Genomic DNA, 14352 nt, shown 5'->3' on the forward strand with positions numbered 1-14352 from the left:
CAGGAAGCGCATTATAGGGAGGGAATTTCTGTTGGCAACAGGAAAATCCCCCCCTTGAATCGTTTGGTTATTTTTTGCCCAACAGCCACTGTGCAGCACCGGCCAGGTCATCGGCAATCCAGTCGGCACCACTGGCGCCATCCACCGGTTTGCCACTGCGCACCTGGATACAGGTGGCCACGCCGGCATTTCGGCCCGCTTCGACATCTCCTGGCTTATCACCCACCATCACAGAAGAAGCGACATCCAGGTCATGCTCCTGCGCCGCCTGCAGCAGCATGCCGGGGTTGGGCTTGCGGCACTGGCACTCTCCTATGTATTGAGGCAGCCCCTTCTCGGGATGATGAGGACAGAAGTACACGCCCAGCAGGGGCGCCCCCGCCTCGGCAAAACGCTCGCTCATCCACTGACTCAGAGTATGGAACTGCTCCTCTGTGTAATAGCCTCGGGCGATGCCCGATTGATTGGTTACCACCACCAGCTGATAACCTGCCTTATACAGGCGGGCGCAGGCCTCCAGTGAGCCAGGAACAAACTCAAACTCATCGATCTTATGGACATAGCCGTGATCCAGGTTGATCACGCCGTCCCTATCCAAAAACACTGCTTTACGCACAGGCATACCTGTCTGCTCAAAACTCAATGGGGGTATTATCGATAAAGCCCTTGTGAACTCAAGGGATAGGGGCAGGAATTGAGGTTAAAAAAAAGCCCGCTTAGCGCGGGCTCAATCACAATTGGGGAGAGTTCTTTCCAAGATACCATCGCTGCCGTAAGGCTCCGCTCCCATCAGACCACCAGACACAAAGCAGTCATTTTGTTGATGGGGGAGCCACTACGTAGGGAAAGGGGCCTCTGTGTGCAAATCCCAACGTGCTCTCATACAGGCATCAACTGTACGGAGCCTTGGCAAATGAGTAAAATGAATTGACACCATGAAGTAGATTCCATTTTGGCATGAACACAACCATACGCTCCCTCAACTGTTTCCTGGCTTTGGTGAAATGTGGCAACTACACCAAAGCAGCCGACCAGTTGTTCATGACACAGCCGACGCTAAGCAAGATGATTCAAAGACTTGAAGAGAGTCTTGGGACACCCTTGCTGGTTCGAAGCAATCAAGGTATCCGACTGACCCCGGCCGGAGAGCATCTGAAGCAGACTTCAGAGAGCATCGTCGGTCAGTGGCATAGGCTGCAACAAGAGTTAGGAAGTTTGACCGACCTCACGTCAGGCACCTTGCGCCTGGGCATCTGCCCCATGCTCAGCAGCCTGATGATCGAACTGTTGTCCCAGTTTCGCCAACGCTACCCTGGGGTGGTATTGAAGATGTCGGAGTATGGCGGCTATGGCTGTGAGCAGGCGCTGATCGCCGACAAGTTGGATATCGCCTTTACCGCCCTGCCGGTCACCCACTCAGAGCAGCTGGACTACAAACAACTGGCCCAGTATCCCCTATGGGTGTGTCTGCCTCACTCTCACCCCCTGACCGAGAAAACCTCGATTCAGTGGCAGGACTTCCACAACGAGTCCTTCGTTCTGTACAACGAAGATTTCTCTCTGGCCCAATTGATCAGCCGGCTCAGCCAGCAAAATGGGGTCAAACTTAAGGTGGCATTCCGCAGCGGTCAGTGGGACTTCCTGGCAACCATGGTTGAAAACGGCATGGGTCTGGCTCTTCTGCCCGCCCCCATCTGCCAGAAACTCAACAGCGCCAAGCTCACCTTCCGTCCCATGGAGCCTGCTCTGCACTGGGATCTGGCCCTTATCTGGCGCAAGTCTCTGCCCCTGACGCCAGCCGCCGACGCCCTGCTGACCCTCAGCCGAAACTTCGCTCCCGGGGACCTGGCACTCGAGGAGTACAATATATAGAGGCCTCTTCCACCAGTTAATCAGAGTCAATACGCCCGGTTTGGCTCCATGGATGCCAGCAGCATGGTGGACACCAACTGAACCTGACTGCTGGTGCCTGTTTTCTTCAGGCAGCTCTTGATCTGTTGCCTGACGGTTTTCACCGACACGCCACGGGCCACGGCAATCTGCTCACTGGTCATGCCGCTGCACAGCGAGCGGCAGATCCCCGCCTCCGCCTGAGTCAGAGAAAACAGCTCGGCAATCCACTCAATTTGAGGCACCCGTCCGCCACTGCAGGGTTCGAAGGTCACTAAGAGTGCACAGCCACTCTGCTCCCCCCAGATGCCATCGGTGCTCCAGTTCCAGGGGCGTACATGCAACCATACCCTGCCTCCCGGCCAGGTCAGCAGCTCACGACCTGGGCTTTCACTCCCCTGACCGTCAATAAACTGCATCGACTCATGACGCAACCGGTTGAACGTTAGCTGGTGATCTGTCTCCGCGAAGCGAAACTCGCTCTCTCGCCCCGCCAGCACGCCCGCTCCCTGGGCAAATTGCTCGGCCTGATGGTTACGGTAGAGAAGCTTCCCTCCCTGAGTACAGATAAAAGTGGGAATGCTGCTGCTGTCAAACAAACCAATAAGCTGCGCCCGCTGGGTTTCCAGAAACTCCCTGCGGCGCGCCATGGTAATGGCCTGCTCAATATGGGGAACAAACAGGTTCGAGGTCTTGACCTGTTCATCGGTGTAGTGGCTTTGATCCTGACTGCGCATAAAGCCCAGCTCGGTGATCAGCCCATCACTGTGGGTAATAAGGCAACCTATGGAGTGGCGAATCTTGGACGGACGGGCAAAGTCGTTATAGATCTCGGAGTTTAGAAACAGGTTGTCTTCATAGACCCAATGACTGGCATGGAACTGGCCTGGTGCGTGGGGCAGCAACGCCTGGCTCCACACATCCACCTGGTAGAAGTACTGGTTATACCGCTCGAAATAGTGCTCATCGAATCCGTAATCGTAAAACCCCAAGGGTTGGGAATGCAGTCCCTCCCTGGCCAACAGGAAACAGTGGTTGGACTCACTGAAACCGGCGACCCCTTTGAGTACCTCAGTCCACAGATGGGGTTCTTCAACAGCCTGATAGATCATCCTGATCAGTTCCGATTTCATCCTTGCCCACCTTGGCTCAGTCCATTGTCTATTTTTTATACCAGATGGTAGATGACAGCAACATCAATCGAAACTAGATTCAATATCAATCTGATGGATTTGTTAGCGCCAAATCTTGTACGGCCCTTTTGGGAGCCTTTCGGCTCCCATTTTCTTTTCCCCTTGCGACACCTCAGATCTTTCTTAGTGACAACGGCAATTGATTACTCTACCCTCAACAAAAAGGATATTGTATACAATTGACATGGACATCATTGACGCCGAAACCGTTCGCCGGGCCCTGCCCTACCCCAAATTGATAGACGCCCTGTCTCAGGCTTTCTGCAGCGCTCTGACCGCGCCCATGCGCCACCACCATGACATGGCCAATCCCGGCCACAGGGAAACCACCCTGCTGCTGATGCCGGCCTGGGAAAGTGGCGGCAAGGCTGGGGTCAAGATAGTCACTGTAGCACCAGAGCATGCTCCCAGCATCAAGGGGATCTATTTGCTGATGGACTTGGCCACCGGCACCCCGGAGCTGATGATGGACGCACCGGCGTTAACCGCCAGGCGTACCGCCGCCGCATCGGCCCTGGCCGCCAGCCATCTGGCGCCCAAGGACAGCTCCACCCTGCTGATGGTCGGTACCGGCACCTTGTCTTTGGAGCTGATTCAGGCCCACTGCGCCGTTCGGCCTATCAGTGAAGTAATGGTGTGGGGACGCAATCTCGATAAGGCCAGGGCGGTGGCAGAGCAAGCCCGGCAACTGGGTTTGGAGGCCACGGCGGTGGCTCACCTGGATGATGCCTTCCAAAAGGCCCAGATCATCTCCGTCGCCACCTTGTCTCAGCATCCACTCATCAAGGGAGAGTGGTTGCAACATGGCCAACACCTGGATCTGGTGGGCGCCTACCGGCCCGACATGAGGGAAGCCGATGACGAGGTGATCCGCCGATGCCAGCTATTTGTGGACACTCGTCAAGGTGCGCTGAAAGAAACCGGGGATCTGGTGCTCCCCTTGAACCAGGGGCTGATAACACCAGACGATATCCACGCCGACCTGTTTGACCTCTGCCAGGGTCAGCATCCTGGCAGAACCAATTCCGCTCAGCTCACACTCTTTAAGTCTGTGGGCCACGCTTTAGAAGATCTGGCCGCCGCCAAGCTGGTCGCCAACACAGTACAATCGAGTAACCGCCATGAGTAACGAACAACATCATTATCGGCAGCGCCGGCAGCGGCTGATGGACGCACTGGGCAACGATGCCGCAGTGATCCTGGCCGCCTATCCCGAACGCACCCGCTCCAAGAACATCCATTACCGCTTTGTCCAGGACAAAGACTTCTACTACCTGACCGGCTTCGAAGAGCCAGACGCCATTGCCCTGCTTCGCCCCGGCCATGCCCAATCATTCATACTGTTCAGCCGCCCCAAGGATCCTGACCAGGAGACCAGCTTCGGCACACGAGCCGGCGTAGAGGGTGCCATCAACGACTTCGGTGCCGATGCGGCTTTCTCCCTTGATGAACTGGATGTCAGGTTACCGGAGCTGTTGGAAGATCGCACCGACATCCTCCTGGGTGATGAACAAGACAGGCTGGGGCAAAAGGTGTGGCAATGGTGTAACCACCAGAGGCGCAACACCAGGTTCGACCAACCCAAGGTATACCGGCGCCTGCGCCCCCTGGCGGAACTGCTGCACCCGATGCGAGTGATCAAAGATGAGATGGAGATTGGCCGCATTCGCCACGCAGTCTCCGCCAGTTGCCAGGCCCACCGCCGGGTGATTACCCACCTGAAGCCCGGAGTGAACGAGGCGGAGCTCTCTGGCCAGTTCAACCTGGAACTGGCCCGTCACGGTTGTATCAGCGATCCCTACCCCAACATCGTCGCCGGTGGCGAGCGCGCCATGTGCCTGCACTATGACCACAATAACCAGCCACTGGATGCCGGATCCTTGCTGCTCATCGACGCCGGCGGAGAGTATCGGCACTACGCCGCGGACATCACCCGCACCTACCCGGTCAGTGGCCAATTCAATAAAGAGCAAGCGATCATCTACGACCTGGTGCTCGATGCCCTCAATGCCGCCATCGAGCAGGCGAAGCCTGGCACTCCATGGAACCATTTGTACGATACCGCCATGGAGGTGCTCACCCACGGCCTTATCGAACTGGGCATACTCGAGGGCACCTTGGATCAGGTACTGGAGACGCAGTCTCACAAGCCCTTCAGCGTGCATAAAACCGGCCACTGGCTGGGACTGGATGTTCACGATGTGGGCCCCTATCAGGACACCCAAGGGCAGTGGCGCACACTGGAAGCCGGTATGGTGCTCACCATCGAGCCTGGACTCTACTTCGGTGCCGAGGATCTGCGGGTTCCTGCCCGCTGGCGCGGCATCGCCATCCGCATTGAGGACGACATCCTGATCACTGCCGATGGCAATGAAGTCCTCTCCAAAGACGCCCCCAAAACCCGGACAGAGATTGAATCTCTGATGAGCTGACCACCAAACGAACTCTGCCCCCTTGGCAGAGTTCGTCTTTTCCACTGTTCTCCCTCGACTTTTTCAGTAGTCATCACCTTTTCGCACTTTACAAATGTAAATGCGAATAAATATCAGTATCGTTTTTGAGATCTTGATCACAAGCGTGCATCCACTAGCGACCACAGAGTTTAAATAACAGTGATTCTCATTTAAATTTCGCAGCGTTCCGTATTCAACCTACTGTTCCGTTGTCAGGAGATCTCAATGTCTCACCCTGTTCGCCCCCTGGCGGTTGCCATCCTTGCCGCCCTGGGTTCCGCACCCACTTTCGCCCAATCCGAAGACACCGCTTCCATCGAGCGGGTCGATGAGCGCATGGTGGTCACCGCCATCTCCTTCGACAACTACAAGTCAGATTCCGCCAAAGGTGCCATGCGCTCCGACATTCCACTGCTGGACACACCACAGTCCATCACAGTGATTCCCGAACTGATCGCCGACGAACAGTTGGCCACCACCCTGAGTGAAGTGCTGATCAACGATGCCAGCGTCACCTCTGGTTCTCAGAAGTGGAACCGGGAGGTGTTCAGTCTGCGCGGCTTCGAACTCTCCTCCGGCAGCGGTTACCTAAGAAATGGTCAGCAGGCCTGGTCTCACTACGTGCACCCCATCGAAACGCTGGAGCGCATCGAGGTGCTCAAGGGCCCCTCCTCCATGCTCTATGGTCAGTCCGCTCCGGGTGGCCTGATCAACATGGTGACCAAAAAGCCCACTTACGACACCATGTTTGAGTTTGCCTTCGATGTGGATGAGCACGGCTCTACCCGCTTTCAGGCGGACGCAGGCGGCGCTCTGAATCAGGCCGAAACCCTGCGCTATCGCGCCACTCTGGTAAAACAGGACGCGGAATACTGGCGCGAGTACCAGGATGGCAGCAGTCAGGAGCGAGACCGCTTCCTGGGCGCCCTGGCCCTGGAGTACGACCTGGGCAACTGGGGCAAACTCTCCGCCCACTACGACATGACCCAGGACAAAACCGGCATCGATCGCGGTGCCTGGCTGGACAGCGACGGTAACATCATCGGTGACAAGGACACCATCTGGGACATGCCCTGGGCCTTCACCGACAACGAGGTGGAGAACTACGGCCTGGATATGGACCTCTACCTGAGCACCGACTGGACCCTGACCCTGGGCCTCAACCACCAGATGTTCTCCCGCCAGCGCCTGGACTCCAGCCCCAGTTACGACTCTTACGTGGCCTACCAGGAAGCGGGTTACACCGACGGTCGCTACGACTACACCGCCTTTGACCGCTATGACGACTGGCAATACAAGACCTACTACGCCGACTTCAATGGCTATCTGGACCTCGCCGGCATGGAACACCAAATCCTCATCGGCGCCAACATGCTCGACTACTACTATGGTCAGCTGCGCGACAAGGACCAGACCCAAACCTATGTGCCCGGTGAACCCCTGCCGCCTCGCCCGGACCTGGACTATAACCGCGACACCAGCCTGTATGAGTCCGAGTACAAGTACTACGGCTTCTATCTGCAGGATCTGATCACCCTGAACGAACAGTGGCAGTTGTTGCTCGGCGGCCGCTTCGACATCCAGCGCAAGGATGGCCCGGGCAACAACAATGAGTCCTTCGTGCCCAAGGTGGGCGCCATCTACCACCCCCAAGAGAACGGCAGCATCTACCTGAGCTACTCCGAGAGCTTCGAGCCTCAGGGGGTGGTGGCCAAAGAGGATGACGTCAATGACGGCATGGACCTGGATCCTGAAACCGGCAAATCCTGGGAACTGGGCACCAAGTGGGAACTGGCCGATGGTCGCCTGATGGTGGACGGCGCCCTGTTTGAGATCACCAAGACCGACATCGCGGTGACGGAAGATCTGGGTAACGGCCAGACCAAGACCACCCAGGGCGGCGAGCAACAGCATCGCGGCTTCGAATTTTCTGCCCAAGGCCAGGCCTCTGAGCGCTGGTTCGTCATGACCTCCCTGATGTATCTGGATGCGGAGTACACCCACCACGACACCTACCAGGGCAAACGTCCCATAGACGCGCCAGAGTGGTCCGCTTCCGCCTGGACCCGTTACAAAATGAGTGACCAGTGGGCATTCAACCTGGGCGCCTTCTACGAGGGCGATCGCTACGCCGATCTGAACAACACCATCACCAAAGACGGCTATGTCCGCTTCGATGCCGGCGCCTCCTTCAAGATGATGATCAAACAGGTGGAGATGAACTTAAGGCTCAATGTCGAGAACCTGTTCGATAAAGACTACATGGCCGGTGGCTCCTACTCCGATCTGAGCATCGGCGCCGAGCGCAGCTTCCGTCTGTCCGCCCAGTTCAATTACTGATTTTTACCCCGATAGAGGCAGGCCCAAGGTGGCCTGCCTGTTTGCGTTAAAGGAACCAACCCATGCTGGCCAAACTCCACCGCTACCTGGCTGCCCTGGTCGCCCTGCCCCTGCTGCTGGTGATCTTCTCGGGCCTGCTGCTGGCCCTCACTCCCCTGCTCACTCCAGATGCTGAGACCAAGCCAACGCCGGCCCAATTTCAACAGACCCTGGACACCCTGGAACAACAGCAGGGTCCCATCCGCTTCGCCTTCGCCCTGCCCGAACACCAACTGGTAATGGTGGCCTTCGAGAACAAGAAGGGGCGCCAGTTTCTGGACCTCTACAGCGGCGAGCCCGCCGAACTGCCCTGGCAATTCCAGCTCAGTCGCTTCGCCAAGGGCCTGCACGTCAACCTGCTGGTGGATGCCAACTGGCTGGTGGAGTTGAGCACCTGGGTGATGCTGTTCCTCAGCCTTTCCGGGCTGTTCCTGGCCCGGCCCAAATCCCCCAAGGGGGCCATGGGCTGGCACACAGCCCTGGGCTGGTACGGTGCCCCGCTGATGCTGGTGGTCACTGTCACCGGCCTGCTGATGCTCCACCCTATGGGCGGTGACAGGCCTAAACAGGAACCTCACCCCTCCCCAATGAGCCTGGACCAGGCCTTTGAAAGATTAGATGAGGTTGACGTGGCGGCCATGCGCATGGTGCGCCGCACACCTCAGGGGATCACCCTCTACTGGGAGAACGATCAGGGCACCCGCTGGCAGTGGCAACCGGATCAGCAGGAGCATGCGGTTACCCAGCCCACCCGCTGGACCCGCATACTTCATGACGGCAGCTTTGGCGGCCGCCCTGCGGCCTTTATCTATGCCCTGCTGTGCATCAGCGCCCTGGTGCTCTGGGGCACCGGCTTCTACAACTGGGTACGCCGTGCCCGGTTGAGCAGACCGACCAAGGCCCCGGAAGGCGCCTGTCACCTGGTGGCCTACGCCAGTCAGACCGGCGGCGCCGCCGAACTGGCCAAAGACACAGGCTCTTTGTTGGAATCCCGCGGTGACAAAGTGCATCTGTGCTCTCTGGCCCAGCTCAAGGCACAAGATCTCACCCAGTACCTGTCGGTGCGACTGCTGGTCTCCACCTGTGGTGACGGCGAGATGCCGGTTCAGGGACAGGGCTTCCTCGAGAGCCTGAAGCGAGTCAGTCTCAAAGGGGTGAGCTACCAACTGCTGGGTCTGGGTGACAGCCGCTATACCAAATTCTGCCAGGCTGCCCATGACCTGGACGGTGCCTTGAAACACAGTGGTGCCTCACTGGTGGGCGGACTGGCTCTGGCGGACGGCGACCCCACCCAGGTATGGCAAAGCTGGATCGGTGCCACCGACAGTGAACAACCTCAGTCCATGGCAAACACTGCCTCTCTACGGCTCGAAGACAAAACCCGACTGGATGACGGCAAAGGACAAACCCGAGAGACCTGGCGTCTGCGCTTCAGCAGCGCTGAGCCCCTCAACTATCGCTGCGGCGATCTGCTGAAGCTGCGCCCTATCCAAGGCGGAACCGAGCGCGCCTACTCCATCGCTTCGACGCCCGACAGCAACGGACTGGAGATCTGCGTGACTCTGCACCAGTGGCAGCACGAGGGTGAAACCCGCACCGGCCTGATGTCCGGGCAGCTGTGCCATGAATCGCAGGTGGGCGATACGCTCGAAGGCCGCATCGCCGCCCATCCCGGCTTCAGGCTCCCGCCGGATTCCGCCCCCATCATCATGGTGGCCGCCGGTTGCGGCATCGCCCCCTTCATGGGCTTTATTCGTCAGCGTCCACAGCTGCGCAACTGGTTGCTGTTCGGCAATCGCCATCAACAGGGTGACTTCCTCTATGGTGACGAACTGCTTCAGCACCAGCAAAGCAACGCCCTGGATCATCTGGACCTGGCCTTCTCTCGGGACCAGCAGCAGAAAGTCTACGCTCAGGACCGGCTGGAGCAGAATCCGCAGCGGGTCTGCGCCTGGCTGGAGCTGGGCGCTCACGTCTATGTGTGCGGCCACCCCGCCCTGGGGGAAGGGGTACGCCAGGCCTTGCTGTCTGCCTTTATCTCTCAGGGAGCCGGACCGGATCAGGCCCAACATCAACTCAACCAGCTGATGGAGCAGGGCCGCTACCATGAAGACCTGTTCTGACCCAAGCTAACCTGACCAAGCGCGCCTGTTACGGCGCGCTTTTTTGTGGCGGACAATTGACCAAGCAAACTGAGGTGGGATCACGTAAAATGGCGCCTTTGACCCATTAACAAGAGCATGACCCATGGCGATTAACTGGTTCCCGGGCCATATGCATAAGGCGAGAAAAGAGATCGCCGAGCTGATGCCGCAGATTGACCTCATCATCGAGGTTCTGGATGCACGCATCCCATTCAGCAGCGAAAACCCTCTGGTGCCCAAACTCAGAGGCGATACTCCCTGCATCAAGATTCTCAACAAGAGCGATCTGGCCGACCCGGAGATGACCGAGCGCTGGCAGGCCTATCTGGAACAGGAAAATGGCGTGAAAACCATCGCCCTGACCCAGAAGAACAAGGCTCAGGTGAAAAGCCTGCTGACCCTGGCCAAAGAGATGGTGCCCAAGACCCCGCTACGTGCCCTGATCCTGGGGATCCCCAACGTGGGCAAATCCACCCTGATCAACACCCTGGCCGGCCGCACCATTGCCAAGACCGGTAATGAGCCCGCGGTCACCAAGGCCCAGCAGCGCATCCGTCTCGAAGACCACATCGTGTTGCACGACACCCCTGGCTTCCTCTGGCCCAAGCTGAGCCCTGAGGAGTGTGGCTATCGTCTGGCCACCACGGGCGCCATTAAAGACACCGTCGTGGAGTATGAGGAGGTGGCCATGTTCGCCGCCGAATACCTGCGAACCACCTATCCCGACGCCCTGTGTCAGCGCTACAACCTGGAAGAGCTGCCGGACGACGACATCGGTGTCCTGGACGCCATCGCCGCCAAGCGCGGCTTCCTGCGCCGGGGCGGCATTGCCGACCTGCACAAGGTCTCCGAGATCCTGTTGCACGAACTGCGCGCCGGCTCCCTGGGCGCCCTGACCTTGGAAACACCGGAACTGGTGGAGAAAGAGAAGGCCGAAGAGGAGATTCGCGCCGCCAAGGCCGCCGAAGAGAAAAAGATCAAGGAAGAGCTTCGCACCGCCAAAAAGCGCAAGCGTCGTAAATAAGCAAAACCCGCCAACTGGCGGGTTTTCTTTTATAAATCGCAGGGCTGCTCCATTTCGTACACCACCTCGGTGGCCAACTCCATTCTGCCCAATATGGCCACCCTGGCATCCTCCAGCCCCTTGTTGTAACACAGGGTCCCCAGACGCTGCAGCATAAAATCCAGCAGGAAACCGGCCTCGAACTGCCCCAGTTCCTGTTCCATCTCCTGTTCGCTGTACTCCTGCAACGCCTCAATCAGCGCCTCGCGCTGCTCCTTGGTCAGTTCAACCGGGTTCACATTGGCTCCATCACTTAAGTGTACTGAGCGAGCCAGTGTATCTTCTAACCCTGGGAGCTGCCAGATGGCACTATCCCATCACATAACTGATGGCGGCAATCACCGCCCCCTGAGGGTCCTTGATCCAGCAGAAGCGCCCCACTTCAGGGATATCCTGGGGCCCATAGAGCAGCTCGCCGCCCAACTCCGTCGCCTTGGCGGCCACCTCATCCACATCGGTTACCGTGACATAGCCGGTCCAGGCCGTGGGCATGCCAGGTTCTGGCGACTGCATGATGCCACCTACCCCGGCGCCGCCGTTCTCAATCACATGATAGGTGCCCATCTCCATCTGCTGCTCCTTGAAGGTCCAGCCAAACAGGGCCCCATAGAACATCTTGGCCCCTTCAGGGTCAGAGGTCGACAACTCCTGCCAACTGTGGGCACCGTGGGTCTCGAAAGGTGAGCTCATGTTTCTCTCCTTATTAGGGGATGACCTGAGGCTAAAGTGTAGACAGCCACACAAGCTGGGTGGGCAGAAATAGAGCATTCACCTCATTCACAGCCGGGTTTTGTTCACAGCTTAGGCGGTTGAACCTCCTACCCCTTTACAGCACCCCGCCGGTTCACTAACATGCATCCCCGTTGGAGAGATGGCTGAGTGGTTGAAAGCACCGGTCTTGAAAACCGGCAAGGGTTAATAGCCCTTCTAGGGTTCAAATCCCTATCTCTCCGCCATATACAAAGAAGCCCGCCTAGTGCGGGCTTTTTGCATTTCTACGTTTAAAGAAAGTAAGAGATAGGGTGCAGAAGCCTAGTCAGGGTTCGCAACGAGCGCAGCGAGTAACGCCGCAGGCGGCCGAACGAAGTGAGGGTATCAATCCCTATCTCTCCGCCATATACAAAGAAGCCCGCCTAGTGCGGGCTTTTTGCATTTCTGACCTCACACAAAAATGGCGTACGCCTCGGCCACCTCAGCGAATTGTGACATGACACTCAGGCCCCTGTTGGCAATCATTGATCGCGTAAGGACTGCATATCGATGACGAATCGATATTTAACATCGGATCTCATCACTCGATCATAGGCAGCATTGATATCTTGCATATCAATCATTTCAACATCAGAGACAATATTGTGCTGAGCACAGAAATCGAGCATCTCCTGCGTCTCTTTGATTCCACCAATGAGAGAGCCTGCAACAATCCTGCGGCCAAAAGCCAGCGGCATAGTGTTGAGCTCAGTCAAAGAGGCACCCACCACCGCCATGGCCTTACCAAGCTTAAGCAGGGGGATATAGGGCGTAATATCGTGTTTCACAGGAATTGTGTTAAGCAAAAAATCGAAGCTGCCATGGTGCGCGAGCATTTGCTCCTCATCCGTTGAAACCAAAACATCGCTTGCCCCCAGACGCTTGGCATCTTCACCTTTTTCCTGAGATCGGGTAATCATGACAACTTCCGCCCCCATGGCAACCGCCAGTTTCACGCCCATGTGGCCCAAACCACCAAGGCCTATCACACCGACTTTGTCGCCAGCCTTCACATTCCATTGACGCAATGGGGAGTAGGTTGTAATACCTGCGCACAGAAGTGGAGCAACCGCTTTGGTATCCAGATCTTCAGACACTTTTAAGACAAATTCATGGTCAACCACAATCTGGGTAGAATACCCGCCTTGGGTAATCGTATCTTTGCCAAACGGATCTGGGCTGCCATAGGTCATAATCATGCCCTTTTCACAATGCTGCTCAAGATCTTGTTCGCAAGCTGAACATTCTCGACATGAATCAATCATGCAACCCACGCCAACCAGTTCACCTATAGAGAAATTCTGAACATCCTGGCCTACGTTTGTCACGCGGCCAATTATTTCATGCCCAGGCACAAGTGGATAAACAGACATCCCCCAATCATTATGCGCCATATGAATATCACTATGGCATACACCACAAAATAAAATATCTATCTGCACATCTTTTGGCCCTACCTTTCGACGATTAAAGTCGTAAGGCTTTAGCTTACTGGATGAATCATAAGCAGCATAAGACTTCGTGCTAGCCATCTTCATTCTCCATCTGGTTATTCGATGCCATTGCTCACCGCGAGCAATGGCATCTCTTTAATGAAGTCACACCCCTTAACTAGATATAAAAACTAATAGGAATGTTACGTCGTACCAAGGTGTATCAGAGTACTTAATCAACGAAGTTTGGCTGACCATTTGAGGCGGATATTCCACCATCCACTGGTAAATTGACCCCATTAATAAAGCTCGCTTCTTCGCTCAAAAGAAACACAATGGCTGACGCAATCTCCTCCGGCCTGGCCGCTCTACCCAACGGCATGCGATTTCGAAATTTCACCATCATCTCTTCATTCCCTGTCAGGAATGCGGCCATATCCGTATCAGTCAGACTTGGGGCCACAGCATTAACACGTACGCCTTGCCTGCCCAGATCAAGCGCCAAAGACCGTGTGAAGTTACTCACTGCACCCTTGGATGCACAGTACGGACTGAAACCCCAATCACCTCCAATGCCGGACACAGAGGAGACATTGACGATAGAACCGCCGACTTTTTTCAAGTATTCAACTGACATATTGATGGTATTAAAAACGCCTTCAACATTGATCGACATGACCTGTTTCCAATCATCGATAGTCACATCATCAATGGCACCACCAATGGCTACAGCAGCATTGTTCACAAGTCCATCAAGGCGGCCAAACTGGGCAATGTGGGCAAGAATCAACCTTTCTACATCTTCACGATTGCTAACGTCACCTTGCACTGCAAGTATTTGGCTATCCTGCGCAATTTCTGCCTTAACAGATTCCAGTTTGGATTGAGTACGACCAAAGATGGTGACTGACCAACCGTTTTGAACAAGTTTCTTCGCAGTGGCTGCGCCCATGCCTGAACCACCGCCAGTGATTATTGCTGACCTTGAAAAATCTGACATTATTTCTCTCCATATTTTCTAGAGTATTTAGCCGAGTTTCTTGAGCT

General features: G+C 56.3%; 12 protein-coding genes and 1 tRNA gene. 7 read left to right on the plus strand and 6 right to left on the minus strand.

What is annotated here, in order from left to right; all coding sequences use genetic code 11:
- Positions 1–67 precede the first annotated feature (67 nt).
- Positions 68–622 (minus strand): D-glycero-beta-D-manno-heptose 1,7-bisphosphate 7-phosphatase, encoded by a 555-nt coding sequence (gene gmhB, locus QUE41_RS13685; protein WP_286339576.1) that lies wholly within the window; start codon positions 620–622, stop codon positions 68–70.
- 335 nt (positions 623–957) lie between these two features.
- Here gmhB and QUE41_RS13690 point away from each other — a divergent pair, with 335 nt between their 5' ends.
- Positions 958–1872 carry a LysR family transcriptional regulator gene (locus QUE41_RS13690; protein ID WP_286339577.1) on the plus strand — a complete coding sequence of 305 codons (915 nt, stop codon included), beginning with the start codon at positions 958–960 and terminating at the stop codon, positions 1870–1872.
- Between the two features lie 26 nt (positions 1873–1898).
- Here the strand turns inward: QUE41_RS13690 and QUE41_RS13695 are convergent, their stop codons facing one another.
- Positions 1899–3023 carry a helix-turn-helix transcriptional regulator gene (locus QUE41_RS13695; RefSeq protein WP_286339578.1) on the minus strand — a complete coding sequence of 375 codons (1125 nt, stop codon included), beginning with the start codon at positions 3021–3023 and terminating at the stop codon, positions 1899–1901.
- A 244-nt stretch (positions 3024–3267) separates the two neighbouring features.
- On the opposite strand from QUE41_RS13695, the gene lhpI reads away from it, so the two are divergent.
- From lhpI to ylqF, 5 genes are all read left to right on the plus strand, one after another.
- Positions 3268–4212: a bifunctional Delta(1)-pyrroline-2-carboxylate/Delta(1)-piperideine-2-carboxylate reductase gene (gene lhpI, locus QUE41_RS13700; protein WP_286339579.1), complete on the plus strand. Its 945-nt coding sequence runs from the start codon at positions 3268–3270 to the stop codon at positions 4210–4212.
- Positions 4205–5515, plus strand: coding sequence for an aminopeptidase P N-terminal domain-containing protein (locus QUE41_RS13705; RefSeq protein WP_286339580.1), 1311 nt, complete (start codon positions 4205–4207; stop codon positions 5513–5515). The genes lhpI and QUE41_RS13705 overlap by 8 nt, the downstream gene beginning before the upstream one ends.
- Positions 5516–5761: 246 nt before the next feature.
- Positions 5762–7876, plus strand: coding sequence for a TonB-dependent receptor (locus tag QUE41_RS13710; protein ID WP_286339581.1), 2115 nt, complete (start codon positions 5762–5764; stop codon positions 7874–7876).
- A gap of 62 nt (positions 7877–7938) precedes the next feature.
- Positions 7939–10038 (plus strand): PepSY domain-containing protein, encoded by a 2100-nt coding sequence (locus QUE41_RS13715; RefSeq protein ID WP_286339582.1) that lies wholly within the window; start codon positions 7939–7941, stop codon positions 10036–10038.
- A gap of 124 nt (positions 10039–10162) precedes the next feature.
- Positions 10163–11083, plus strand: a complete 921-nt coding sequence (gene ylqF, locus QUE41_RS13720; protein ID WP_286339583.1) for a ribosome biogenesis GTPase YlqF — start codon at positions 10163–10165, stop codon at positions 11081–11083.
- Positions 11084–11112: 29 nt separating this feature from the next.
- On the opposite strand, the gene QUE41_RS13725 is transcribed toward ylqF, so the two are convergent.
- Both QUE41_RS13725 and QUE41_RS13730 read right to left on the minus strand, forming a co-directional pair.
- Positions 11113–11361 carry a DUF2164 domain-containing protein gene (locus QUE41_RS13725; RefSeq protein WP_286339584.1) on the minus strand — a complete coding sequence of 83 codons (249 nt, stop codon included), beginning with the start codon at positions 11359–11361 and terminating at the stop codon, positions 11113–11115.
- Positions 11362–11431: 70 nt separating this feature from the next.
- Positions 11432–11812: a VOC family protein gene (locus QUE41_RS13730; RefSeq protein WP_286339585.1), complete on the minus strand. Its 381-nt coding sequence runs from the start codon at positions 11810–11812 to the stop codon at positions 11432–11434.
- Positions 11813–11987: 175 nt separating this feature from the next.
- Here QUE41_RS13730 and QUE41_RS13735 point away from each other — a divergent pair.
- Positions 11988–12078, plus strand: a tRNA-Ser gene (locus tag QUE41_RS13735).
- A 276-nt stretch (positions 12079–12354) separates the two neighbouring features.
- Here the strand turns inward: QUE41_RS13735 and QUE41_RS13740 are convergent.
- Both QUE41_RS13740 and budC read right to left on the minus strand, forming a co-directional pair.
- Positions 12355–13404 carry an NAD(P)-dependent alcohol dehydrogenase gene (locus QUE41_RS13740; protein WP_286339586.1) on the minus strand — a complete coding sequence of 350 codons (1050 nt, stop codon included), beginning with the start codon at positions 13402–13404 and terminating at the stop codon, positions 12355–12357.
- 133 nt (positions 13405–13537) lie between these two features.
- Entirely contained in the window at positions 13538–14305 is a 768-nt protein-coding gene (gene budC / locus QUE41_RS13745) for a meso-2,3-butanediol dehydrogenase (RefSeq protein WP_286339587.1), read from the minus strand.
- Positions 14306–14352: the final 47 nt, after the last annotated feature.

Origin of the sequence: Ferrimonas sp. YFM, from assembly GCF_030296015.1 — a bacterium.
Classification (GTDB): domain Bacteria; phylum Pseudomonadota; class Gammaproteobacteria; order Enterobacterales; family Shewanellaceae; genus Ferrimonas.

What these genes read in the sequence shown, in the direction of transcription:
- QUE41_RS13690 (WP_286339577.1), top strand. Translation starts at nt 958, where the DNA reads ATGAACACAACCATACGCTCCCTCAACTGTTTCCTGGCTTTGGTGAAA.
- QUE41_RS13705 (WP_286339580.1), top strand. Translation starts at nt 4,205, where the DNA reads ATGAGTAACGAACAACATCATTATCGGCAGCGCCGGCAGCGGCTGATG.
- QUE41_RS13715 (WP_286339582.1), top strand. Translation starts at nt 7,939, where the DNA reads ATGCTGGCCAAACTCCACCGCTACCTGGCTGCCCTGGTCGCCCTGCCC.
- gmhB (WP_286339576.1), bottom strand. Translation starts at nt 622, where the DNA reads ATGCCTGTGCGTAAAGCAGTGTTTTTGGATAGGGACGGCGTGATCAAC.
- budC (WP_286339587.1), bottom strand. Translation starts at nt 14,305, where the DNA reads ATGTCAGATTTTTCAAGGTCAGCAATAATCACTGGCGGTGGTTCAGGC.
- QUE41_RS13740 (WP_286339586.1), bottom strand. Translation starts at nt 13,404, where the DNA reads ATGGCTAGCACGAAGTCTTATGCTGCTTATGATTCATCCAGTAAGCTA.
- QUE41_RS13730 (WP_286339585.1), bottom strand. Translation starts at nt 11,812, where the DNA reads ATGAGCTCACCTTTCGAGACCCACGGTGCCCACAGTTGGCAGGAGTTG.
- QUE41_RS13710 (WP_286339581.1), top strand. Translation starts at nt 5,762, where the DNA reads ATGTCTCACCCTGTTCGCCCCCTGGCGGTTGCCATCCTTGCCGCCCTG.
- lhpI (WP_286339579.1), top strand. Translation starts at nt 3,268, where the DNA reads ATGGACATCATTGACGCCGAAACCGTTCGCCGGGCCCTGCCCTACCCC.
- QUE41_RS13695 (WP_286339578.1), bottom strand. Translation starts at nt 3,023, where the DNA reads ATGAAATCGGAACTGATCAGGATGATCTATCAGGCTGTTGAAGAACCC.
- ylqF (WP_286339583.1), top strand. Translation starts at nt 10,163, where the DNA reads ATGGCGATTAACTGGTTCCCGGGCCATATGCATAAGGCGAGAAAAGAG.